This is a genomic window from Amycolatopsis sp. lyj-112, from assembly GCF_046549055.1.
Lineage (GTDB): Bacteria > Actinomycetota > Actinomycetes > Mycobacteriales > Pseudonocardiaceae > Amycolatopsis.
Genome location: NZ_JAJPWS010000003.1, coordinates 80,252 through 100,430, shown reverse-complemented (window position 1 = coordinate 100,430; position 20,179 = coordinate 80,252). Strand labels below are relative to the sequence as shown.

The following is a 20,179-nucleotide window of genomic DNA, read 5'->3' as shown; positions in this document are numbered from 1 at the left end:
TCGGACTCCAGCATGGCACGATCACTACTCATGAGTTGGTTCGAGCGGCGCACGTGGCAGGACCCCGATTGGACGCTCGACGACATCGTCGCTGCGAAGGGTGACCGGACGGTTTCGGTCGTGCTACCGGCACTCGACGAAGAGGACACCGTCGCGGACGTCGTCGGGTCGGTCCGGCCGCTGCTGGGCACGGTCGTCGACGAGCTGATCGTGATGGATTCCGGTTCCACCGACGCCACCGTCGAGCTGGCCGAGCGCGCCGGCGCGCGGGTGGTGCGCCGCGAGGACGTGCTGCCCGAGCTGCCCCCGGTGCCGGGCAAGGGCGAGGTGCTGTGGCGGTCGCTGGCCGCGACGACCGGCGACGTCATCGTGTTCCTCGACTCCGACCTGGTCGACCCGGATCCGGCGTTCGTGCCGACGCTGCTCGGCCCGCTGCTCTGCGAGGACGGCGTCCACCTGGTCAAGGGGTTCTATCGGCGGCCGCTGCGACTGGAGAGCAGTGGCGGCGGGCGGGTCACCGAACTGCTGGCGCGACCGGTCCTCTCGGCGCTGCGCCCGTCACTCTCGGGGCTCATCCAGCCCCTTGGTGGCGAGTACGGCGCGACGCGCGAGTTCCTCGAGTCGGTGCCCTTCGCGGCCGGGTACGGCGTAGAGATCGGGCTCATCCTCGACGCCGAAGCGCGCTACGGCCTCGAAGGGCTGGCACAGGTCAACCTCGGTGTACGCAAGCATCGCAACCGCTCGCTGCTTCAGCTCGGTGTGATGGCGCGACAGATCCTCGGGACGGCGCTCGCGCGCTGCGGCATCAAGTCGGACGATCCCGCCCAGCTCACCCAGTTCCGGCAATTAGAGGACGAATGGCTGCCAGAGGTGGCCGAGGTGTCGATCAGCGACCGGCCGCCGATGCGGGAAGTCCGCGGCCTAACCCAGTCGTAGTACCTCGTCGAAGCCGGCCAACTGCGATTCACGATGCGTCACGAGGACCACGGTGCCGCGCGTGGCGGCGAGAACGCCGGCCAGGACCGCGTCGCCGTGCTCCGGATCCAGCCCCTCGACCGGCTCGTCCAGCACCAGGACCGGTGGCGCGGCCAGCACCGCTCGGGCGAGGACCAGCCGCTGGCGCTGTCCGCCCGAGAGCGTGTCGCCGTCGGAGCCGACCTCGCGATCCAGCGGCAGGTCGAAACCCGCCGTCGCGCAGGCCGCGAGCAGGTCGGCGTCCGCCGCGCCGGGCTTCGCGAGCAGCAGGTTCTCCCGGACCGTCGTATGGAAGACGTGCGCGTCCGCGAGCGCGCCCGAAACCACCGACGGCAGCAGCGCCGGGTCGTAGTCGTCGAGCGGCTTCCCGTTCAACAGAGCCCGCCCCGCGGTCGGCGCGACGGAACCCAGCAGCACGTTCAGCAGCGTCGTCTTCCCGGCCCCGCTCGGCCCCAGGATGCCGACGCGCTTGCCCGGCGGCAGGTCGAGATCCACGCCCGCCAGTGCCGGAGCCCGGCCGGGGAAACGGACGCCGACCCCTTCGAGCCGCAAATGTCCCGGCTCGGGCGCCAGCGTTCCACGTGCGGGCAGGGGTTCGGTCAGCAGCGCGCGTACCCGCCCGGCCGAAGCCCGGACCTCCACCCAGCGCTGGGCCGCCGCGATCAGCGGGAGCACCAGCTCGAACACGGTCAGCGCGCCGAGCGCCAGCGCCGCCGTCATCGGCACCGAAACCCCGGCGGTCAGCGCGAGGGTGACGCAGGTGAGCAGCTGGACCAGCATCCCGGCCGCGGTCAGCAGACTGGTCCGGTTCGCCGTCGCCCGATCCCGCGCGGCGAGTGCGTCGACGGCACCGTGTGCTGCGTCCACAGTGGACTCATGGACGCCGTACGCGATCAGTTCCCGCCGTCCGGTGATCAGCTCGACCGACCGTTCGGCGAGGTCCGCGCGGGCCGGGGCACTCCGTTCCGCCGCCGCACGGGTGATCCGGACGCACAGCCACGGCAACGCGATCCCCGCGACGGCGAGACCCGCGGCCAGCACCAGCCCGGCCACCGGGCTGACGAACAGCGCCACCGTGGTCGAAGTCAGCCCGACGAAGGCGGCGACACCGGCGGGCAGCAGGCAGCGGAGGATCGCGTCCTGCACGGCGTCCACATCGGACACGAGACGCGTCACCAGATCACCGCCGGAATGCCGGGAGACCCGGTGGGGCAAAAGGGACGTGTACACCCGGGTTCGCAAGGCGCCGAGATACCGCAGGACGACTTCGTGTCCCGCCAGGCGCTCGGCGTAGCGCAGGCCACCGCGCAGCAACGCCAGCGTCCGCACGGCGACGATCGCCACCGTCAGCGAAGCGAGCGGCGGCTGCTCGGCCGCGGTCAGCAGCAGCCACGCGGCGGTGGCCATCAGCGCCAGTCCGGCCAGTTCCGCCCCGGCCGCGATCAGCCCGGCGCGCACCAGCCGGACGACATCCTTGGTGGACACTCCCCAGACGTTCACACTAGTTCCCGTTCCTTTACTGACCCATCGCGGACTTCGATGATCCGGCCGGCGAGCGCGGCCATCGCGGGCCGGTGGGCCACGAGCACCGCGGTCCGGCCGGTGAGCAGTTCCCGGGTCGCGCCGAGCACGGCGGATTCGGTGTCCGCGTCGAGCCGGGCCGTCGGTTCGTCGAGCAGTACGAGACTCGCTTCGGTGCGGGCCAAAGCCCGCGCGAGGCCGAGCCGCTGGCGCTGCCCGGCCGAAAGCGGCGCGCCCAGTTCCCCGATGCGCGTCCGGTAGCCGTCGGGTAAGCCCTGCACGACCTCGTCGAACGCCGCCGCGCGGGCCGCCGCCTGGACGTCCGGCACCTGCCCCATGGCGATGTTCTCCTCGACCGTCCCGGTGAACAGCGTCGGCCTTTGCGGCACCCACGCGGTTCCGGCCCGCCACGGCCCCGGCTCCAGTTCACGCAGGTCGACGCCGTCGATCAGGACCCGGCCGGACGTCGGTGTGACGAATCCCAGCAATACCGCCAGCAACGTGCTCTTCCCGGACCCGCTGGGGCCGACCAGCGCGACGTGTTCACCGGCCTCGATCGTCATGTCCACTTCGGACAGTGCGATGTGATCGCCGTACGCGACGCTCACTTTCTCCAGCACGATCCGCGGTGCGCCGTACCGGGCCACGTGCGTGCCCCGGACGACCTCCTGGGCCGGGACGGCCAGCGCCTCCTTCAAAGTGGCGAGTCCTTCCGCGCTGGCGTGGAACTTCGCCCCGGCCGCGCGCAGTGGCAGGTAGGCCTCGGGCGCGAGCAGCAGCACCAGCACGGCGGTGTGCACGACCATCCCGCCTTCCAGCAGGCGGAAGCCGATCGGCACCGCGACGAGCGCCACGGACAGCGTCGCCACCAGTTCCAGCACCAGAGCGGACAGGAACGCCACCCGCAGCGTGCGCATCGTCGCGTCCGTATGCGCGTCCGCCATCGCCCGCACCGTCTTCGCCTGCGCCTCGGCGCGGCCGAACACCTTGAGCGTCCCGAGCCCACGCGTGACGTCGAGGAAATGCCCGCCCAGCCGGGAAAGCAGTCGCCACTGCTTGGCCGTCTTCGCCTTTGTGTGCTGGCCGACCAGGATCGCGAACACCGGGATCAGCGGCAGTGTCGCGGTGATGATCAGCGCCGACGCCAGATCGGCGGTGAACAGCCGGGCGAGCACCGCGACCGGCACGATCGCCGACATGACCAGCGTCGGCAGATACCCGGTCAGATAGGCGTCGCCGGCGTCGATTCCCTTGGTCACCAAGGTCGCCACCTCGCCCGGGTTTTCGGCATCGGCCCCGAGAAGCCGTTTGCGCAGCCCGGCCTTGACGGTCGCGGCGAACCGCCCGCCGATACCGCCCTGGACGCCCGTGAGCAGCACCCGTGCCGCGATCGCGGCCACGAGCGCCCAGGTCACGCCGCCGCCGGTGAGCAGCGTCGCGAGACCGTCGGCCTGGACGAGAATCGCCACGGCGGACAGCGTGCCGAGCACGGCCAGCACGCCGAAGTGGCGCCGTAGTCGGGGAAGTGGTGGCATCAAAGGCTCCTAGAAGTGCAGCAACGAACGCTGATCGACCCGGTCGCTGTGCCGCCGCCACGTCACCCACTGCACTGCGGCGATCACCACCAGCGCGGGCGGCAGCACGAAGGTGAGCAGGCTGAGCATCTCGTTCGTGGTGGCCGCTTCCGCCAGGCTCAAGGAGAACCCTCCGTCCACAGAGGACACCAGTGCGTCCGGGAGACGAAGTGTCCCGACGGCCAGCACCGGCGACGCGGACAGGACCATCGTGGCGATCAGCGCCACCTTGTGCCGTGCCGCGCGCAGCGCCGCCGCCGCGACGGCCAGCGCGCCGAACGCCAGCGCGATCGCGGGGAGCACGGTCCACGACACCGTCGTTTCCCAAGCGCCCCAGGCGACTGCCACGATCAAGAACGCGAGCGCGGGCGCCAACAGGGCTTTCGCGATCCGGTTCGCGCGGGCGGTGAACTCGGCCGGTGCCCGGACGGCGAGGAAAGCAGCTCCCTGCAACGCGAACAGGGCCACGAACCCGGCGCCCCAGAGCAGCGCGTACGGGTCGAATAAGGCGAGGACGCCGCCGGCCGGATGCCCCTCGGCGTCGAGCGGGAGGCCGAGGACGAGGTTGCCGAGGAACACGCCCCAGGACACCGCCGTCACCCAGGCGCCGACCGTGATCGCCAGCGTCCACGCGCCACGTCCGGCGTCCGGCCGCCTGCTGCGCAACTGCACCGCCGCGGTGAACGTGACCAGCCCGAACAGCAGCGCCACGACCGGGATGTAGGCGCCGGAGAACACTTTCCCTTCCAGGTGCGGGAAAGCACCGAAGAGCACGCCGACCGCGGCCACCAGCCAGACCTCGTTGGCCAGGAAGAACGGCCCGAACGCGCCGAGTACCCGCCGCCGCTCGCCCTCGTCACGGCTGAGCCTGCCGAGCAGCATGCCGACGCCGTAGTCGTAGCCCGCCAGCGCGAAATAGCCCGAGATCAGGAAACCGAGCACGCACCACCACAAGATCACCATCGGTCAGACTCCGCTCAGGACGGGAAGTTCGGCACGCGGCGCCGTCGGTTCTTCCTCGGGTTCCGGGCCGCGTTTGGCGACCCGCGACATCAGCACCCAGTCGGCGATCGCGAGTGCGGCGAACAGGATCGTGAAACCGACGAAGGAGAACAGGATCTGGCCCGCCGGGATCGACGCGACGGCGTCGGCAGTGGTGAGTTCCCCGTAGATCAGCCACGGCTGGCGACCGACTTCCCGCACCACCCAGCCGAGGATCGCCGCGACGAGCGGCAGCGGGATCGCGAACACCATCACGTACAACAGCGGCCTGATTCTGGTGATCCAGTTCCGGAACAGCAGCAGGGTGCCGAGGAGCGAGGCGAGTAACGCGACGAAGCCGATCTGGATCATGAACCCGAGCGACGCTCCGACGAGCGGCCCGACTGACTCCAGCTTGTCCGGCTGGTAGCCCGACAACGTGCCGAACTGGGCGAAGCCGAAGCCGATCACCGTCGTGCTGCCCACCAGTGAGGCGAGCACGCCGATCCGCATCGAGCGCCGGAAGAACTCGATCTCCTCGGTGCGCTTGATGAAGTGATACGCGCTGACCCCGACCACGAAGAAACCGCCGGCCATCAACGCCGCGCTCAGCACGTGCGGCAGCGCCATCGCGAGCGCCGGATTGGTGAACAGCGCACCGAAGTCGTCGAGTTTCAGCACACCGTTCTCGGCGTGCGTGCCGACCGGGTTCTGCAGGAACGAGTTGGCCACCATGATGAACAGCGCCGAGCCGTACGCGGTCAGCGTGACCAGCCAGATCAGCGTCAGGTGGACCCACTTGTTCAGCCTGCCGAAGCCGAAGATCCACAGCCCCAGGAAGGTCGATTCGGCGAAGAACGCCACCAGCGTCTCGATGGCCAGCGGTGCGCCGAAGACGTCGCCCGCGACCGCGGACAAGCCGGTCCAGGTCAGCCCGAACTGGAATTCCATCACGATTCCGGTGACGATTCCCAGCGCGTAATTGATCACGTAAAGCCTGCCCCAGAAGCGTGTCATCCGCATCAGTTCCGGCTTGCCGCCGAATGCGGAGCGTGTCTGCATCACCGCGACGAGCGTCACGAGCCCCAGTGTGAGCAGCACGAACAGGAAGTGGAACGAGGTCGTCGTCGCGAACTGGAGTCTCGCGATCGGGAGTGCGTCCATGCCGAGGCACTGTATACGTAGGCTGGCTACATGTAGGCACGAAATCTATGAAATCGGGGTGATCTCGGGGACATTCCCTGAGGCGGTCCGGGGAAAGACCCGACTACCCTGATGATCGACGATGTGTAGACTGTCTATCTATGAAGGCCGACAGCCTGCGCGGGCATCTCGACGCGTTGCTCCTCGCCGTGCTCGACGGCCGGAAGCTGCACGGGTACGCGATCATCGAGGCGCTTCAGCTGCGCAGCGACGGCGCGCTCGACCTGCCGACGGGCACGGTCTACCCGGCGCTGCGCCGGCTGGAACGGGCCGGGTACCTCGCCAGCGAGTGGGATGTCGTGTCCGGCCGCAAACGCCGCACGTACAAGCTCACCCGCTCCGGACAGAAGGCGCTGGCGGCGGAACGGGCGGAGTGGCAGGAGTTCACCACTGTCATAGGTGGTGTCCTCGGGGGGAGCACGGCATGAGCGCGATCGAGGCCTACATCGCGGACCTGGACAGACGGTTGAGCGGATCGGCGGGGGCCAAGGCCGATCTGCTCACCGAGGCGAGGGACGGCCTGATCGACGCGGCCGAGGCCTACAGCGAGGGCGGAGTCAGGGAACCGGAAGCCGAACGGCGGGCCGTCGCCGACTTCGGCCCGGTCGACCTGATCGCCCGTGACTACCAGGCGGAGCTGGGGCTGCGGCGCGACATCCGCGTCCTGTGGGAACTGATCGTCGGTGTCCCGCTGCTGATCCTCGCCTGGGATTTCGCGCGAGTGCTGAGCTTCGGCGACTGGTCGCGGTTCGGCGACCCGCCGCCGTCCTGGTACCACCGCGCGATCGGTACGGCCGACACCCTGGCGGCGCTGTCCCCGGCCGTCGCGATCGCCGGGCTGATCGCGGCACGGTTGCTCTCGCGGCGGAGGGACGGTCCGCTCGTCACTCGCGCGGTCTCGTGGGCACTGACCGGTGCGCTGGGGGCGAACCTCGTCGCGGTCGTGGTGTACGGCGGCGCGACCGGGCTGCTGGAGCCAGCCCGGCTGATCGTCAGCGTGCCGTGCGCGGTCCTGTCCGGGGCGTGGATCCTGTTCAGCATGCGGCTCGCGGTCGCCGCGCGCCGTCACCGGCGGCCGGAAATGGCGATCGCGGCCTGACCGCGCGGAGCTTCGGGGGAATTACGGTATGAGTGTGATCGAGGCGTATCTCGGTGACCTGCGCGCGCGGCTGGACGGTTCGGCGTCGGCGAAGCGGGATCTGCTGCGCGAAGCGCGGGACGGGCTCAACGACGCCGCCGACGCCTACCGCGAGGGCGGCTGGAGCGAGCTCGACGCGCAGCGGCGCGCCGTCGCGGACTTCGGCCCGGTCGCCGTGATCGCGCAGGGCTACCAGGCCGAACTCGGTATGCACAGCGGCACTCGCACGCTCTGGAAGCTGATCCTCGGTGTCCCGCTCATGCAGCTCGCCTGGGAATTCGCCCGCAAGTGGACCTTCGGGGACTGGTCGCAGCTCGCGACGCCGACACCGCCCTGGTATCAGTTCGTCGCCCAGTTCACCCACGGCTCGGTGTTCATCGTGCCGGTGCTGGGGGTGTTCGCCCTCGTCTGCATGCGCTGGCTTTCCCGGCGGATGGACGGCGCCCGCCTGGTCCGGACCGTCGGGGTGCTGATCGGCGAGGCCGTCGGGCTCAACCTGCTTTCGGTGGCGATGCTGGTGTTCGCCACCGGGCTCCTCGACGCGTCGAGACTGTTTCTCTCCGTGCCGTGCGGGCTGCTGATGATCCTTTGGGTGGTGGTCAGCGTGCGACTCGTGTTGCTGGCGCGACGATCTTGGCGTTCGTGTGCCACGATCGTGGCGTGACGACCGCCCTGATCTACCTCGTAGTCATGCTGCTGGTGGCCGCAGTGGTGTTTCTGCTGGCCGCCGTGGTGTTCGGCCGGGGTGAGGAACTGGCCCCGCTGCCCCCGGGCAGCTCGCCGACCAGGCTGCCCGCCGAGGACATCACCGCCGAGGACGTCTACGCGGTCCGGTACCAGATGGTGGTGCGCGGCTACAAGATGTCCGAAGTGGACTGGGTGATGCGGCGCCTCGGCGTCGAGATCGAGGACCTGCGGTCCCGGGTGGCCGAGCTGGAGGCCGAGCGAGAGGCCGCCAGGTGACCGATGTCGTCGTGTCCGTCGACGTCGCGGTACCGGCCGGCACGGCGTGGCTCGCCCTGACCGACTGGGAACGCCAGGGCGAGTGGATGCTCGGCACCGACGTCGAGGTCATCGAGGGCAACGGCCGCAGCGTGGGCTCGAAGCTGTCGGCGTTCACCGGCGTCGCCGGGATCGGGTTCACCGACACGATGGAGATCACCAGCTGGGAGCCGCCGCTGCGGTGCGTCGTGCGGCATATGGGGAAGATCGTGCAGGGCACCGGGGTGTTCCAGGTGATCGAGAAGGGGCCGCATTCGTCGACGTTCGTGTGGGCGGAGCACCTGCGGCCGCCGTTCGGCGTCGTCGGGCGGCTCGGCTGGCCGGTCGCGAAACCGGGGTTCGAGCTGGGACTGCGGCTGTGCCTGCAGAGGTTCGTGAAGTACGCGGAGGGGTACCGGGTTGGCTGAGGATTTGCTGGGTTCCGACGGGATCAAGCGCTGTTCATGGGGGAATTCGGCCCCGGATTACGTGCTCTACCACGACACCGAATGGGGCGTCCCGCTCCACGGCGACGACGAGCTGTACGAACGCCTGTGCCTGGAGTCGTTCCAGTCCGGGCTTTCGTGGATCACGATCCTGCGCAAACGGGAGTCGTTCCGGAAGGCGTTCGAGCGGTTCGTGGCGAAGAAGGTCGCCGTCTTCACCGAAGACGACGTCTCCCGCCTCATGGGGGACGCGTCGATCGTGCGGAACCGGGCCAAGATCCTCGCGGCCATCAACAACGCCCGAGCGATCCAGGACCTGGACGTCTCGCTCGACGACCTGCTGTGGTCGTTCGCGCCGGCCAAGCACAAACGGCCTCGCACGATGGGTGACGTCCCGGCGATCACCGACGAGTCGAAGGCGATGGCGAAGGAACTCAAGAAGCGCGGCTTCGCGTTCCTGGGGCCGACGACGTGTTACGCGCTGATGCAGGCGACGGGCATGGTCGACGACCACGTGAAGGACTGCTTCCGGGCCTAGGCCGCGCGGGCGTGGAGGTCGTTCGCCAGTCGCTCCAGCGGCCGGTAAGTGCCGTCGAACTCGATCTCGCGCCCGTCGCGCAGGCCGATCGTGCACCTCGCGACGTAGGCGACGGGGAAGAAGTTCACCCGGTGCTCGACGCCCTTGTAGCGCACTTCGCGGACTTCGGCCCAGGTGATCGCGTGCGGGATCTTGCGGCCGTAGACCTCGGCGAAGCCGCCGGTGAAGACGTAGACGCCACCGTCGAGGCGTTTCCTCGTGAGGTGGCACCACGGGAGGAACAGAGGCGGCCACACGAACAGCACTACGGCCAGCGCTCCGGTCATGTCGCCTTCGCGGATCCCGAGCGCCAGCGCGCCCGCTAGTGGTGCGAAGGCGAAGAAGGTGCCGACGACCCCTGGCCTGCGACGGTAGCGGCGGAGGCATTCGCCGAGGCCGTGCTCCGCGGCTTTCGCGTGGAGGTGGGCGGGGATCGGGATCACCGCGGGACGCTAACCGCCACCGCTCGGTACCGGTCCCGAGAGAGTGTCGCCGATGCCATGAACGGCCCGTTACTTGCAAAATTTGCAAGTAACGGGCCGTTCATAGCGTCTCTCGGGGGCTGCTACTTGCCCTGGAAAGCCGGCTTGCGCTTCCCGACGAAGGCCTCGACGGCCTCGGTGTGGTCGGCGGTCGCGCCGAGCGCGGACTGGGCGTCGTCCTCGGCGTCGAGCGCTTCCTCGAGGGAGGACTCGGCGGCGACCGCGAGGACGTTCTTGATCTTCGCGTACGCGACCGTCGGGCCGGCCGCGAGCTTCGCGGCGACCTTCTGAGCGCGGGCGGCCAGTTCCTCGTCCGGGACGACTTCGCCGACCAGGCCCAGGGTCAGCGCTTCGGCGGCGTCGACCGGGCGGGCCAGCAGCATCAGTTCGGCCGCGCGGCCGAGGCCGATCAGGCGCTGCAGGGTCCACGACGCGCCCGAGTCCGGCCCGAGGCCGACGTTCGCGAAGGCCATCAGGAAGCTCGCCGACGTCGCGGCGATCCGGAGGTCGCTCGCGTAGGCGAAGGCGGCGCCCGCGCCGGCCGCGGAGCCGTTCACCGCGGCGATGACCGGCTTCGGCATCCCCACGATCGCCTTGACGATCGGGTTGTAGTGCTCCTTGACCGTGTGTAGCGGCGCCGGGTCACCCGCTTGCAGCAGCCCGACGTGCTCCTTCAAGTCCTGCCCGGCGCAGAACGCCTTGCCCGAGCCGGTCAGGACGACGGCGCGGACGCTTTCGTCCACCGCGGCGTCGCGCAGCCCTGCCAGCAGCAGTTCCTTGAGTTCGACGGTCAGCGAGTTGTACGCCTGCGGCCGGTTCAGCGTGAAGGTGCGCACGCCGTCGGCGTCGGCGGTCAGCAGAACGTCGGATGTGGTCACGGGATCTCCTAGTCGGCGAAACTGCGGTCTGAGTGAAGTCTTTCAGCCTCGCGAGCCGCATACCAGCACCGATACGGCGGCAAAAGATCGGTCCGCGTTCGCGCTCGGCCGCTGATGAGGGACAATGGACAGTAGACCCGGCTGGCTTTGACGAGCGCGACCCGGGCGCGCCGGTTGAGACGGAGGGAGCACGCTATGGCGGCCATGAAGCCCCGGACCGGAGATGGTCCCCTCGAAGTGACTAAGGAGGGGCGGGGCCTTGTGATGCGCGTACCACTGGAAGGTGGTGGGCGCCTCGTCGTCGAGCTCTCCGCGGAAGAAGCGAAGGATCTCGGCGCGGCCTTGCAGGAGGTCACCGGCTGAGCCGGACCGCACCGACGTTCAACCACCCGCACCCCGGTCTCCCTTCGGAGGCCGGGGTCGCGGTTCATCTGTGCCCGGAGGTCGCTCACTGTGCGTAACCCGCTACCCCCCGTTCCGGGGAAGCTGCTCGAAATCGAGGTCTCGGATGACCTACGGCGCGGCACGCCGCTGGCCACGCTGATCGTGGCGCCGTCCGAAGAGGACGGTGACGCCGTACTCGAGGAGATCGGGGGCGTGCGGCCCACCGGCAAGGCCGGAGACGTCCAGACCGTTCCGACCGGCGACGTCCGCTGGCTGGCGGGCGTCGGCGACGGCGAACCGCGTCACTACCGCAAAGCCGGTGCCGCGCTGGTCCGCGCCGTCTCGTCGGCGCTGGGCGACGACGTCAAGGCCGGGCTGAAGGCGTTTCGCACGTTCGCCGTCGAACTGCCCGCGGACGCCGGTGCCGAGCACGTCGAGGAACTGGCGTTCGGCCTGCTGCTCGGCGGCTACCGCTTCACGGTGACGGCCGACGAGCCCAAGCCGAGTGTGCGGACCGTGCGGCTGCTGACCCGCCACGAGCGGGCCGTGCCCGCGTACGACAAGGCGCTGGAGCGGGTCCGCGAACTCGCCGCGGCCGCCGCCTTCGCACGCGACCTGGCGAACGCGCCCTCGAACATCAAGACTCCTGCCTGGCTCGCCGACACAGTTGTCGCCACCGCACGCGCGAAGGGCGGCCTTCCGAACCTGACCGTTTCGGTCCGGGACGAGAAGTGGCTGGCGGCGGAGGGCTTCGGCGGCGTCCTGGCCGTCGGCGGCGGCTCGGCCGCGCCGCCCCGGCTGATCGAACTGGAATACCGGCCGCGCGGGGCAACGACGCATCTGCTGCTGGTCGGCAAGGGCATCACCTTCGACACCGGCGGCCTTTCGATCAAGCCCGCCGACGGCATGCACCTCATGCGCACCGACATGGCGGGCGGGGCGGCGATCATCGCCGCGGTCCGCGCGATCGCCGCGCTGCGCCTGCCGGTGCGGGTCACCGCGCTCGTGCCCGCCGCCGAGAACCACGTTTCCGGCTCGTCCTACCGGCCCGGCGACATCGTGCGCCACTACGGCGGCAAGACGACCGAAGTGGGCAACACCGACGCCGAGGGCCGCATGGTCCTGGCCGACGCGCTCGTCTACGGCATCAAGAAGCACAAGCCGGACGTCGTCATCGACGCGGCGACGCTGACCGGTGCGATGAAGGTCTCGCTCGGCGTCCGCACCGGCGGCGTTTTCGCCACCGAAGACGCGCTCGCGGAGCGGGTCACGAAGGCGGGCGAGCGGGTCGGCGAGGCGTGGTGGCGGATGCCGCTGCTGGAGGACCTGGCCGAGACCGTGCAGGGTTCGCTCGGCGACGTCCGGCAGGCGCCCGGTGGCCCTGGCGGCATCGTCGCGGCGCTGTTCCTGCGGGAGTTCGTCGGCGACGTGCCGTGGGTGCACCTCGACATCGCCGGCCCCGCGCGGGCCGACAAGACCTACGAGGACGTCGTGCCGGGAGCCACAGGGTTCGCCGCGCGGACGCTGGTCGAACTGGTCGCTTCCTACGCCTGACCTGCGGTTCACCTGCGGGGCGGGAGCAAGGGACCTTTGCTATCGCCCCGCGGGCGCACCCTCGGCATGGGCTGGGTCGGCGCGTCTCCGGCATGCGCGGTGAGCCGCCGGGCGAGCCTGGTCGCGGGGGCCGTCAGGTACCGGAACACGAGCCACGCCGTCACCGCCCCGAGGACGAGACCGGCGAGGACGTCGTGCGGGTAATGCGCGCCGACGAACACCCGCGAGAAGCCCATCAGCAGAGCGCCGGGAAGCACCCAAGGCGAGAGCCGCCGCCAGGCGAGCGCCAGTCCGACGGCGGCCGCCGCGGCGATCGTCGTGTGGTTGCTCGGGAAGGACCAGTCGTCGAGTGGCGGGCAGTCGACGAGCGTGACGAGGTTCCGGCAGGGCCGGTCCTCCCGGATCACGCTCTTCACCGCCTCACTGATCAGGTAGGCGATCGCGGTCGCGGCGGGCGGCAGCAGGGCCACGGCCATCCGGACGGGCGAAGCGCGTGCCCGCCAGAGCAACCAGGCGAAGAGCGCGGCGAAGGCGAGCAGTCCTGCTTCGGTGAACAGGACGCCTGCCGTCTGGAGCCAGCCAGGACTCGCGCCCGCCAGCTCCACGATGTCGTCGTACATTCAGCCGAAGTTAGCGAAAATGACGGACTCGCCGCCTTGCGCGAAAGGCAGTGACCGACCCCGACGATCGTCACCAGGACTGCGCGCGGACCCGCTCCCGGAACCGCGCGACGGCGGGCGGCAGGACGACGTCCTTGCGCCACGTCAGGCCGATCGTCCGGCCGGCCGGCGGCACGAGCGGGACTTCGGCGACGCCCGCCGGGCTGCCGGGTTCGAACCGGGGGAGCAGCGCCACCCCGAGCCCGGCCGCGACCAGCCCTCGCACGGTGTCGGACTCCTGGCCCTCGAAGGCGATCTTCGGTGCGAAGCCGGCCGCGGCGCACAGTTCGTCGGTGATGGTGCGGAGGCCGTAGCCGGTTTCGAGGAGGACGAACTCCTCGTCGGCGAGGTCTTCGATGGCGGCGCTGGGCCGCTCGGCGAGCCGGTGAGAGGTCGGGACGGAGAGGAAGATCTCCTGCTCGGCGAGCACGGCGGTGTCGAGGAGCGGATCGCCGAGGGGCGCGGGCGCGAGCAGCGCGAGGTCGAGTTCGCCGCTGGTCAGCCTGTCGACCATGTCCTGGCGCGAGCCCTGGACCAGGGTGAACCGCACGTGGGGGTGGTCCGCCCGGTAGCCGCGAAGCAGGGTGGGGACCAGCGATCGGCCGAGCAGGTGAAGGAAGCCGAGAACGATGTGCCCGGACTCGGGGTCGACCTCTTCGCGGGCCTGGCGGACTCCGGTGTCGACGGCGGCGAGGGCGCGTTCGGCGGCGTCGGCCAGGAGTTCGGCGGCCCGGGTGAGCCGGATGCCGCGGCCGTCGGGAACGGTCAGCGGGGCGCCGAGGGCGTCGCCGAGCGCCGCGATCCGGCGGCTTACCGTGGGCTGCGGCACACCGAGCAGTTCGGCCGCACGTGTGACGTTCGTCGTGCGGCGCAAGGCGGTGAGCAAGGCCAGTTGCGGGGCTAGCTGGGCGGTCATCCTTTCATTCAGCACGGTATCGATAATGGCAGATGACCGTATTAGACGTATCGTTTAGCCAGGCTTAGCTTCAGAGTCGTGCCTGCTACCGGAACCACACGCCGCGTGACGATCGCCGTCGCCGCGGCCGGGATCTCCTCCTTCGCCCTGCTCTACGCGCCGCAGCCGGTGCTGCCGCAGCTGGCGGAGCAGTACCACCTCGATCCCGGCGGTGCCTCGCTCGCGGTCAGCGTCGCGACCGGCGCGCTCGCGATCGCCGTACTGCCGATCGCGGTGCTCTCGGAGGTGGTGGGACGGCGTCCGGTGATCATCGCGTCGGTGGTCGCTTCGGTCGTCTTCGGTTTCCTGCTGCCGCTGGCGCCCAGCTACCCGGCGCTACTGGTGCTGCGGGCGCTGCAGGGGGTCGCCATCGCCGGGTTCCCCGGAGTGGCCGCGGCCTACCTCGCGGAGCGGCTCGGCAAGGCCGGGCTCGCCGCGGCGGTGGGCGCGATGATCGCCGGGAACACCGTCGGCGGCATGGTCGGCAGGCTCGCGGCCGGATTCACCGCCGGTCCCTTCGGCTACCACGGCGCGCTGGTGGTCGTCGCGGTGATCGGCCTGGTCTGCGCGGTGGTCACCATCATCGCCCTGCCGCCGGGGGAGCAGGGGACCTTTGCTCTCACTTTCGCGGATCGGCGCAGGTCAGAGGTGCTGCGCGAGCAGGGGCGCTCGGTGCTGGCCGGGCTCGGCGAGGCCGTGCGGAAACCGGTCCTGCTGGTCCAGTACGCGGTGGCGCTGCTGGCGATGGGCTCGTTCGTCGCGCTGTACAACGCGGCGGGCTTCCGGCTGACCGGCGAGCCGCTGGACCTGACGCCCGCGATCGCGTCGCTGGTCTTCCTCGCCTACGCGATGGGGTCAGTCTCGTCGGCGACGGCGGGGAAGCTGGTCGGCCGCTTCGGACGTCGCCGGGCGCTGGTGGGGGCCTTGGTGCTCACGATCGCCGGTGCCGCGCTGACGCTGCCCGACTCCCTGCCGCTGGTCATCCTCGGTTTCGTGGTGCTGACCGGCGCGTTCTTCGCCGCCCACGCCGTCGCCAACGGCTGGGCCGCCGCAGAGGCGCCCGAGAACGCCCGCGGCCAGGTCGGTGGGCTCTACACACTTTCGTACTACCTGGGCAGCAGCGTCGGCGGCGCCGTCGGGGCGACCGTCTACGGGCACGCGGGCTGGGCCTGGCTCATCGCGCTCACCGCCTGCTGGCTGGCCCTGGCGGTGGCCGCCGTGGTCTCGGTGGTCCCGAAGTCCGTGAAGGCCACCTTGAGGGAATCAGAGTCCCTCAAGGTGGCCTTCACGGAACAGCGTTGAAGGGGGCGATAGCAAAGGTCCCTTGCTACGCGATGGCGGCGACCAGCAGCCCGCCACCGACCGGCAGCAGCGCCGGCACGAGCCGTTCGTCCTCCCGGAAGGCCCGCGCGACCTCGCGCAGGGCGAGCGTGTCCGGATCGCGTCGTGAGGGATCGGTCACCCTGGTGCCCGAAACGTTGTGGAACGCCAGTATCCCGCCGGGCCGCAGCAGCGAGACGGCCTTCTCGTAGCAACTCGGGTACTCGATCGGCGCCGAGTCGACGAACACCAGGTCGTAGCCGCCGGGGGTGAGCCGCGGCAGGACGTCGAGCGCCTGGCCCAGGATCAGCCGGGTCCGCCCGGGCAGGTAGCCGGCCTCGCGGAACGCCGCCCTGGCCGCCCGGTGGTACTCGGGTTCGATGTCGATCGAGGTCAGGATCCCGTCGTCGACCATGCCCCTGAGCAGGCACAACCCGCTCACGCCCGCTCCGGTCCCGACCTCGACGACGGCTTTCGCGCGCAGTGTCGTGGCGAGAAAACGCAGAGTCGCGCCGGCGCCCGCGCTCAGCGGACCGCACCCCAGGTCGGCCGACCGCGCCCGCGCGGTGCCCAGTACCTCGTCGTCGGGGAGGTACCCGTCGACGAGGTCGGCGTCGGCGGTCTCGGCAGGCGAGCCCGCATGCGTCCCGGAATTCACACGCGGAGGTTAGCGCTGCTTATCGACAAAAGAGCGAAGACTCCCTGGTACCGACTTCTCAGGGTCTTCTCAGTCCTGTCTCACTAGAAACATAAGCAGGCCGGACAGACTGGTCTTCGAAGACGGGAACACCGTGCAGATCGCCCGCGTTGGGTGGAGTAGCTGGGAGAAGACGCTGATGGAGGTGCCTACTTCCCCGATGCAGGAAACGATGCAGGACCAGATCGCGGACCAGGTCACACCGGTGACCGTGGACGAGGCCGCATGGACCCCGCCCTCATGGGACGAGGTCGTGCGGGAGCACGCCGACCGCGTGTACCGGCTGGCCTACCGCCTGACCGGTAACGCCCACGACGCCGAGGACCTGACGCAGGAGACCTTCATCCGGGTCTTCCGCTCCCTCGCGTCCTACAAGCCAGGGACGTTCGAAGGCTGGCTGCACCGCATCACCACGAACCTCTTCCTCGACATGGCCCGCCGCCGCTCACGCGTGCGGATGGAAGGCCTCCCCGAGGACACCGACCGCATCGTCGGTGACGACCCGAGCCCCGAGCAGGTCTACTCGGACACGCACCTCGACCCGGACCTGCAGGAGGCGCTCGACGAGTTGCCGCCCGAGTTCCGTGCCGCGGTCGTGCTGTGTGACGTCGAAGGTCTCTCGTACGAAGAGATCGGCGCCACTCTCGGTGTCAAACTCGGCACCGTGCGCAGCCGGATCCACCGCGGCCGCCAGGCGCTCCGCGCTTCTTTGGAGCGTCGACGCGCCGCGGCGCAGGAGTCTGCGAAGGTGGGGGTATGACCGCACCGCGAGGCTGGGCACTCCCCGAGTCGCATCTGCTTCCCGACGCCATCGTCGCCTTCGTCGACGGTGAGCTGTCGCTCGGCGCCCAGGACAGGGCATCGGCGCATATCGCCCGCTGCCAGGGATGCGCGGCCGAGGTCTCGGCGCAGCGCCAGGCCGTCACCGCCGTGAAGCAGGCAGGCGCCCCGTCGATGTCGGCGGGTTTCCTCGCGAGCCTCTGCTCTATCCCGCAGAACACCGAGCTTCCCGGTGCGCCGGACAATCTGGCGATGACCGCCGACGGTCAGCTGGTGGCCATCCAGCGTCCCGACAGGGTCGCCGGCCTTCGTGACACCGCCGTCCTTCGTGACAATGGAGTGCTGGGCGGTGCCGCGCCGTTGGGATCATCGGCCCCGCTGGGCCAGTCGCCGAACGTTCTCGGCGGCGGGCGGTTCGGCCCCTCCCGGCGGAAGTACGCCCAGGGCGCCGGAGTCGTCGTTTCGGGTCTGGTGCTGAGCGCCCTGGCCCTGGTGGCGACCTCGGGTGAGGGGATCGAAGACCGGCCCACCCCCGCTTTGGTCCCGCCTCAGGGCGTCAACGCCGGTCTGCTGCCCGCGCAGCTGGGCGGCGGCCTCCAGCCGGAACCGTCGCGCAGCCCCACGCCGGCCCCGAGCACGTCGAGCGCGCCCGTTCCCGTTTCCGCCCGCTGATCCGTCAGGGTTTGCCGAAGCAGATCGTGCTCGATTTGAAGCGCGGATCCAGATAGCTCGTGTAAGTCAGTGTCTTCGTCGTCTCGTCCGGGCAGCCGGTTCCCATCACGTTCGCGGGGACGGTGGTCAGCACCTTCAGCCGCGCCTTGCCACAGTCGACGAGTTTCGGCGGGGTCTTGCTCTCGATGTCGTCGTAGCAGGCTCCGGGCTGGCCGTTGAGCCCGAGACACAGTGCCACGCCTTCACCGCGCATCGGCGTCGGGATCGCCACCCGATAGAAGCCTTCGGAGCAGTTCCACTCCCCACGGTCGATGCCCACGGTGCTGACCATGTACGGGGTGTTGGGCGCGCCGCACGGCGTCTTCACCGCGTCGGTCTCTTTGCCGGTGCCGGTCAGCAGGGCGCAGTTGCCGACCTCCAGTTTCCCCGCCTGCTTCTCCGGCCCGGCCGCCGCCTTCATCAGGAAGATCAGCCCGATCCCGCCGCCGACCACGACGAGCGCGGCGACGAGCAGCAGCACCTTGACCTTGGTGGACAGGCCCTTCTTCTGGGGAGGTTGCTGTGGCCGGCCTTGCTGCTGAGGCCACTGCTGTTCGGACCACTGCTGCTGGGGCCACTGACCTTGCCGATTCGGGTCGTACTGCTGCTGCGGCGGGAACTGGCCTCCGGGGTTTTGCGACATGCCCGTAAGACTCCGCAAACTGGGACATGGTTGCCTTAAGTGTCACATTCTTCGCCGGTTCGGCGAATCAACGCGCACTTCACCGTGGTCACGGCAGAATCAAGACACCGGCTTGGCGTACTCTCGCGTCCGGCCACCTGATCTCAGCCCCGGGGAATGATGTCCGAGCAGCCGAACGCGAACCCTCAGCAGCCTGGTGACCCGGCGAGGGATCGGTTGGCGCCGCGCCCACTGGCCCGGCCCGCCGTCGATCCGACGCAGGCGGCCACGTTCGGCAGGCCGCACGGCGTCGACGGGGCCTTCGACAAGCTGTACCGGTCCGGGACGAACGGGACGGTGAACCTGGCCCCTCCCGCCCCGGAATCGCTCGCCGAGGCCTTCCGTCGCCCGCCGGGCGCCGAAGGTGTCGTGCTCGAGCGGCCGCACGGGGCCAACGGTTCCGAGCCGTCCGGGAACGACGACGCAGAATCCCCGCTCTGGACCACGACCTCGGACCCCTGGCGCGACCCCTCTTCCGGTGCGGTCCTCGCCGGGCCCGCCGTGCAGACGGAGCCGGATGACGACAAGGACGCGAAGCGGCCGAACGGTGCGCTGCTGAGTCTTCCGGAAGTCCTCTTCGGGCGTCGTGTGCAGACGAAGGCGCTGGCGATGCTCGCCGCCGTCGCGCTGGTCGTCGGCGCCGCGGGCGGGCTGGTCGGCTGGTGGTTCGCCGACACCGGCACCGAACTGACCGGCGAGGCCAGCATCTCCGAGGCCGACGCCGCCAAGGAACGCCCGGCCGGTTCGATCTCCGACATCGCCCACCGGGTCGCGCCCGCCGTGGTTTCGCTCGAGGTGTTCAAGCCCGGCGCCGAAGCCGGCCAGCAGGGCTCCGGCGTCGTGATCGACACCCAGGGCTACGTGCTGACGAACGAACACGTGATCTCGGCGGCGACGGCCGACTCGGCCACCAAAGTCACCGCCGTGTTCTACGACGGCACGCGCACCGAGGCGAAGATCGTCGGAGCCGACCCGAAGACCGACCTCGCGGTGGTCAAGGTCAACGTGCCGAACCCGACCGCGTTGCAGGTCGGCAAGTCGTCCGACCTGGCCGTCGGCGATTCGGTGATCGCCGTCGGCTCGCCGCTGGCACTGCAGAACTCGGTCACCGCCGGCATCGTGAGCGCGCTCAACCGCCCGGTGACCGCGGGCGGCGACGGCGGCAGCGCCCCGGTGATCTACGAGGCCATCCAGACCGACGCCGCGATCAACCACGGCAACTCGGGCGGCGCGCTCGTCGACGCGACCGGTGCGCTGGTCGGGATCAACTCGGCCATCCGCTCGTCCAGTGCCGAAGGCGGCAGCATCGGCATCGGCTTCGCCATCCCCAGCGACTACGCGGTGAAGATCGCGAAGACGCTGATCAAGGACGGCAAGGTCGTCCACCCCGACATCGGCATCAACGCCTCGTCGACGGTCGCGGGCTCCAGCACCATGGGCGCCCAGGTCCGCAACGTCGCCCCCGGCGGCCCGGCCGCGTCGGCCGGGATCAAGGAGGGCGACGTGATCACCGAGGTCGGCGGACGGCTCGTCCGGGACTCGGCGGAGCTACTCGTTTCGGTCCGCGCCCGCGAGGTCGGCGAAGTGGTTCCTGTCCGGCTTGTCCGGGATGGGTCTTCGCTTGTGGTGGACGTGAAACTGGCTTCGGACTGAGAGGGTTCGGACGGGTACCCTGAACGGG

23 protein-coding genes are annotated in these 20,179 nt (G+C 70.1%); 13 read left to right on the top strand and 10 right to left on the bottom strand.

Annotation, left to right across the window (positions count from 1 at the left end; all coding sequences use genetic code 11):
- The first annotated feature begins 30 nt into the window (after nt 1-30).
- The gene (locus ACLJRL_RS12380; RefSeq protein ID WP_410656273.1) at nt 31-936 is read left to right on the top strand and encodes a glucosyl-3-phosphoglycerate synthase; all 906 of its coding nucleotides are present in this window, start codon (nt 31-33) and stop codon (nt 934-936) included.
- On the opposite strand, the gene cydC is transcribed toward ACLJRL_RS12380, so the two are convergent.
- From cydC to ACLJRL_RS12360, 4 genes are read right to left on the bottom strand one after another with little or no spacing between them, the layout of a single operon-like run.
- A complete protein-coding gene (gene cydC / locus ACLJRL_RS12375; protein WP_410656272.1) occupies nt 922-2,460 on the bottom strand; it encodes a thiol reductant ABC exporter subunit CydC in 1,539 nt (512 codons plus the stop codon). The genes ACLJRL_RS12380 and cydC overlap by 15 nt on opposite strands.
- Before the next feature lie 11 nt (nt 2,461-2,471).
- Nucleotides 2,472-4,031, bottom strand: a complete 1,560-nt coding sequence (gene cydD / locus ACLJRL_RS12370; RefSeq protein ID WP_410656271.1) for a thiol reductant ABC exporter subunit CydD — start codon at nt 4,029-4,031, stop codon at nt 2,472-2,474.
- 9 nt (nt 4,032-4,040) lie between these two features.
- Complete coding sequence (cydB, locus tag ACLJRL_RS12365) at nt 4,041-5,033, bottom strand: cytochrome d ubiquinol oxidase subunit II (RefSeq protein WP_410656270.1); 993 nt, start codon at nt 5,031-5,033, stop codon at nt 4,041-4,043.
- A gap of 3 nt (nt 5,034-5,036) precedes the next feature.
- Nucleotides 5,037-6,215: a cytochrome ubiquinol oxidase subunit I gene (locus ACLJRL_RS12360; RefSeq protein ID WP_410656269.1), complete on the bottom strand. Its 1,179-nt coding sequence runs from the start codon at nt 6,213-6,215 to the stop codon at nt 5,037-5,039.
- Between the two features lie 140 nt (nt 6,216-6,355).
- Between ACLJRL_RS12360 and ACLJRL_RS12355 the strand changes: the two genes are divergently transcribed.
- The 6 genes from ACLJRL_RS12355 to ACLJRL_RS12330 are packed head-to-tail and all read left to right on the top strand — an operon-like array spanning nt 6,356 to nt 9,357.
- Entirely contained in the window at nt 6,356-6,682 is a 327-nt protein-coding gene (locus ACLJRL_RS12355; RefSeq protein WP_016331437.1) for a helix-turn-helix transcriptional regulator, read from the top strand.
- On the top strand, nt 6,679-7,353 hold the full coding sequence (locus ACLJRL_RS12350; protein WP_410656268.1) for a permease prefix domain 1-containing protein: 675 nt from the start codon (nt 6,679-6,681) through the stop codon (nt 7,351-7,353). Before ACLJRL_RS12355 ends, ACLJRL_RS12350 begins: the two co-directional genes overlap by 4 nt.
- A gap of 28 nt (nt 7,354-7,381) precedes the next feature.
- Complete coding sequence (locus tag ACLJRL_RS12345) at nt 7,382-8,056, top strand: permease prefix domain 1-containing protein (RefSeq protein WP_410656267.1); 675 nt, start codon at nt 7,382-7,384, stop codon at nt 8,054-8,056.
- The gene (locus ACLJRL_RS12340) at nt 8,053-8,355 is read left to right on the top strand and encodes a DivIVA domain-containing protein (protein WP_410656266.1); all 303 of its coding nucleotides are present in this window, start codon (nt 8,053-8,055) and stop codon (nt 8,353-8,355) included. The genes ACLJRL_RS12345 and ACLJRL_RS12340 overlap by 4 nt, the downstream gene beginning before the upstream one ends.
- Nucleotides 8,352-8,801: an SRPBCC family protein gene (locus ACLJRL_RS12335; protein WP_410656265.1), complete on the top strand. Its 450-nt coding sequence runs from the start codon at nt 8,352-8,354 to the stop codon at nt 8,799-8,801. The genes ACLJRL_RS12340 and ACLJRL_RS12335 overlap by 4 nt, the downstream gene beginning before the upstream one ends.
- Nucleotides 8,794-9,357: a DNA-3-methyladenine glycosylase I gene (locus ACLJRL_RS12330; protein ID WP_410656264.1), complete on the top strand. Its 564-nt coding sequence runs from the start codon at nt 8,794-8,796 to the stop codon at nt 9,355-9,357. The genes ACLJRL_RS12335 and ACLJRL_RS12330 overlap by 8 nt, the downstream gene beginning before the upstream one ends.
- Here the strand turns inward: ACLJRL_RS12330 and ACLJRL_RS12325 are convergent.
- Nucleotides 9,354-9,839: a DUF6585 family protein gene (locus ACLJRL_RS12325; protein WP_410656263.1), complete on the bottom strand. Its 486-nt coding sequence runs from the start codon at nt 9,837-9,839 to the stop codon at nt 9,354-9,356. The genes ACLJRL_RS12330 and ACLJRL_RS12325 overlap by 4 nt on opposite strands.
- A 122-nt stretch (nt 9,840-9,961) precedes the next feature.
- Nucleotides 9,962-10,756: an enoyl-CoA hydratase-related protein gene (locus tag ACLJRL_RS12320; protein WP_410656262.1), complete on the bottom strand. Its 795-nt coding sequence runs from the start codon at nt 10,754-10,756 to the stop codon at nt 9,962-9,964.
- Nucleotides 10,757-10,951: 195 nt separating this feature from the next.
- Between ACLJRL_RS12320 and ACLJRL_RS12315 the strand changes: the two genes are divergently transcribed.
- Both ACLJRL_RS12315 and ACLJRL_RS12310 read left to right on the top strand, forming a co-directional pair.
- Nucleotides 10,952-11,119, top strand: a complete 168-nt coding sequence (locus tag ACLJRL_RS12315; protein WP_005155393.1) for a DUF3117 domain-containing protein — start codon at nt 10,952-10,954, stop codon at nt 11,117-11,119.
- A 90-nt stretch (nt 11,120-11,209) separates the two neighbouring features.
- Nucleotides 11,210-12,694, top strand: coding sequence for a leucyl aminopeptidase family protein (locus ACLJRL_RS12310; RefSeq protein ID WP_410656261.1), 1,485 nt, complete (start codon nt 11,210-11,212; stop codon nt 12,692-12,694).
- Between the two features lie 8 nt (nt 12,695-12,702).
- Here ACLJRL_RS12310 and ACLJRL_RS12305 read toward each other — a convergent pair whose 3' ends face one another.
- Together ACLJRL_RS12305 and ACLJRL_RS12300 are read right to left on the bottom strand one after the other, a co-directional pair.
- A complete protein-coding gene (locus ACLJRL_RS12305; RefSeq protein ID WP_410656260.1) occupies nt 12,703-13,314 on the bottom strand; it encodes a phosphatase PAP2 family protein in 612 nt (203 codons plus the stop codon).
- Between the two features lie 70 nt (nt 13,315-13,384).
- Nucleotides 13,385-14,269, bottom strand: coding sequence for a LysR family transcriptional regulator (locus ACLJRL_RS12300; protein ID WP_410656259.1), 885 nt, complete (start codon nt 14,267-14,269; stop codon nt 13,385-13,387).
- Nucleotides 14,270-14,374: 105 nt separating this feature from the next.
- Between ACLJRL_RS12300 and ACLJRL_RS12295 the strand changes: the two genes are divergently transcribed.
- Nucleotides 14,375-15,610 carry an MFS transporter gene (locus tag ACLJRL_RS12295; RefSeq protein ID WP_410656899.1) on the top strand — a complete coding sequence of 412 codons (1,236 nt, stop codon included), beginning with the start codon at nt 14,375-14,377 and terminating at the stop codon, nt 15,608-15,610.
- 25 nt (nt 15,611-15,635) lie between these two features.
- Here ACLJRL_RS12295 and ACLJRL_RS12290 read toward each other — a convergent pair whose 3' ends face one another.
- The gene (locus ACLJRL_RS12290; protein WP_410656258.1) at nt 15,636-16,286 is read right to left on the bottom strand and encodes an O-methyltransferase; all 651 of its coding nucleotides are present in this window, start codon (nt 16,284-16,286) and stop codon (nt 15,636-15,638) included.
- A gap of 199 nt (nt 16,287-16,485) precedes the next feature.
- Between ACLJRL_RS12290 and sigE the strand changes: the two genes are divergently transcribed.
- A complete protein-coding gene (gene sigE, locus ACLJRL_RS12285) occupies nt 16,486-17,085 on the top strand; it encodes an RNA polymerase sigma factor SigE (RefSeq protein WP_410656257.1) in 600 nt (199 codons plus the stop codon).
- Entirely contained in the window at nt 17,082-17,777 is a 696-nt protein-coding gene (locus tag ACLJRL_RS12280) for an anti-sigma factor family protein (protein ID WP_410656256.1), read from the top strand. The genes sigE and ACLJRL_RS12280 overlap by 4 nt, the downstream gene beginning before the upstream one ends.
- Before the next feature lie 4 nt (nt 17,778-17,781).
- Here the strand turns inward: ACLJRL_RS12280 and ACLJRL_RS12275 are convergent, their stop codons facing one another.
- Nucleotides 17,782-18,459: a hypothetical protein gene (locus ACLJRL_RS12275; protein WP_410656255.1), complete on the bottom strand. Its 678-nt coding sequence runs from the start codon at nt 18,457-18,459 to the stop codon at nt 17,782-17,784.
- A gap of 159 nt (nt 18,460-18,618) precedes the next feature.
- On the opposite strand from ACLJRL_RS12275, the gene ACLJRL_RS12270 reads away from it, so the two are divergent.
- The gene (locus ACLJRL_RS12270) at nt 18,619-20,151 is read left to right on the top strand and encodes a S1C family serine protease (RefSeq protein ID WP_410656254.1); all 1,533 of its coding nucleotides are present in this window, start codon (nt 18,619-18,621) and stop codon (nt 20,149-20,151) included.
- Nucleotides 20,152-20,179: the final 28 nt, after the last annotated feature.

Coding starts and splice junctions, on each gene's coding strand:
- cydD (WP_410656271.1), bottom strand. CDS start 4,031: ATGCCACCACTTCCCCGACTACGGCGCCACTTCGGCGTGCTGGCCGTG.
- ACLJRL_RS12355 (WP_016331437.1), top strand. CDS start 6,356: ATGAAGGCCGACAGCCTGCGCGGGCATCTCGACGCGTTGCTCCTCGCC.
- ACLJRL_RS12380 (WP_410656273.1), top strand. CDS start 31: ATGAGTTGGTTCGAGCGGCGCACGTGGCAGGACCCCGATTGGACGCTC.
- ACLJRL_RS12345 (WP_410656267.1), top strand. CDS start 7,382: ATGAGTGTGATCGAGGCGTATCTCGGTGACCTGCGCGCGCGGCTGGAC.
- sigE (WP_410656257.1), top strand. CDS start 16,486: ATGCAGGAAACGATGCAGGACCAGATCGCGGACCAGGTCACACCGGTG.
- ACLJRL_RS12360 (WP_410656269.1), bottom strand. CDS start 6,215: ATGGACGCACTCCCGATCGCGAGACTCCAGTTCGCGACGACGACCTCG.
- cydB (WP_410656270.1), bottom strand. CDS start 5,033: ATGGTGATCTTGTGGTGGTGCGTGCTCGGTTTCCTGATCTCGGGCTAT.
- ACLJRL_RS12305 (WP_410656260.1), bottom strand. CDS start 13,314: ATGTACGACGACATCGTGGAGCTGGCGGGCGCGAGTCCTGGCTGGCTC.
- ACLJRL_RS12350 (WP_410656268.1), top strand. CDS start 6,679: ATGAGCGCGATCGAGGCCTACATCGCGGACCTGGACAGACGGTTGAGC.
- ACLJRL_RS12280 (WP_410656256.1), top strand. CDS start 17,082: ATGACCGCACCGCGAGGCTGGGCACTCCCCGAGTCGCATCTGCTTCCC.
- ACLJRL_RS12270 (WP_410656254.1), top strand. CDS start 18,619: ATGTCCGAGCAGCCGAACGCGAACCCTCAGCAGCCTGGTGACCCGGCG.
- ACLJRL_RS12315 (WP_005155393.1), top strand. CDS start 10,952: ATGGCGGCCATGAAGCCCCGGACCGGAGATGGTCCCCTCGAAGTGACT.
- ACLJRL_RS12275 (WP_410656255.1), bottom strand. CDS start 18,459: ATGTCGCAAAACCCCGGAGGCCAGTTCCCGCCGCAGCAGCAGTACGAC.
- ACLJRL_RS12300 (WP_410656259.1), bottom strand. CDS start 14,269: ATGACCGCCCAGCTAGCCCCGCAACTGGCCTTGCTCACCGCCTTGCGC.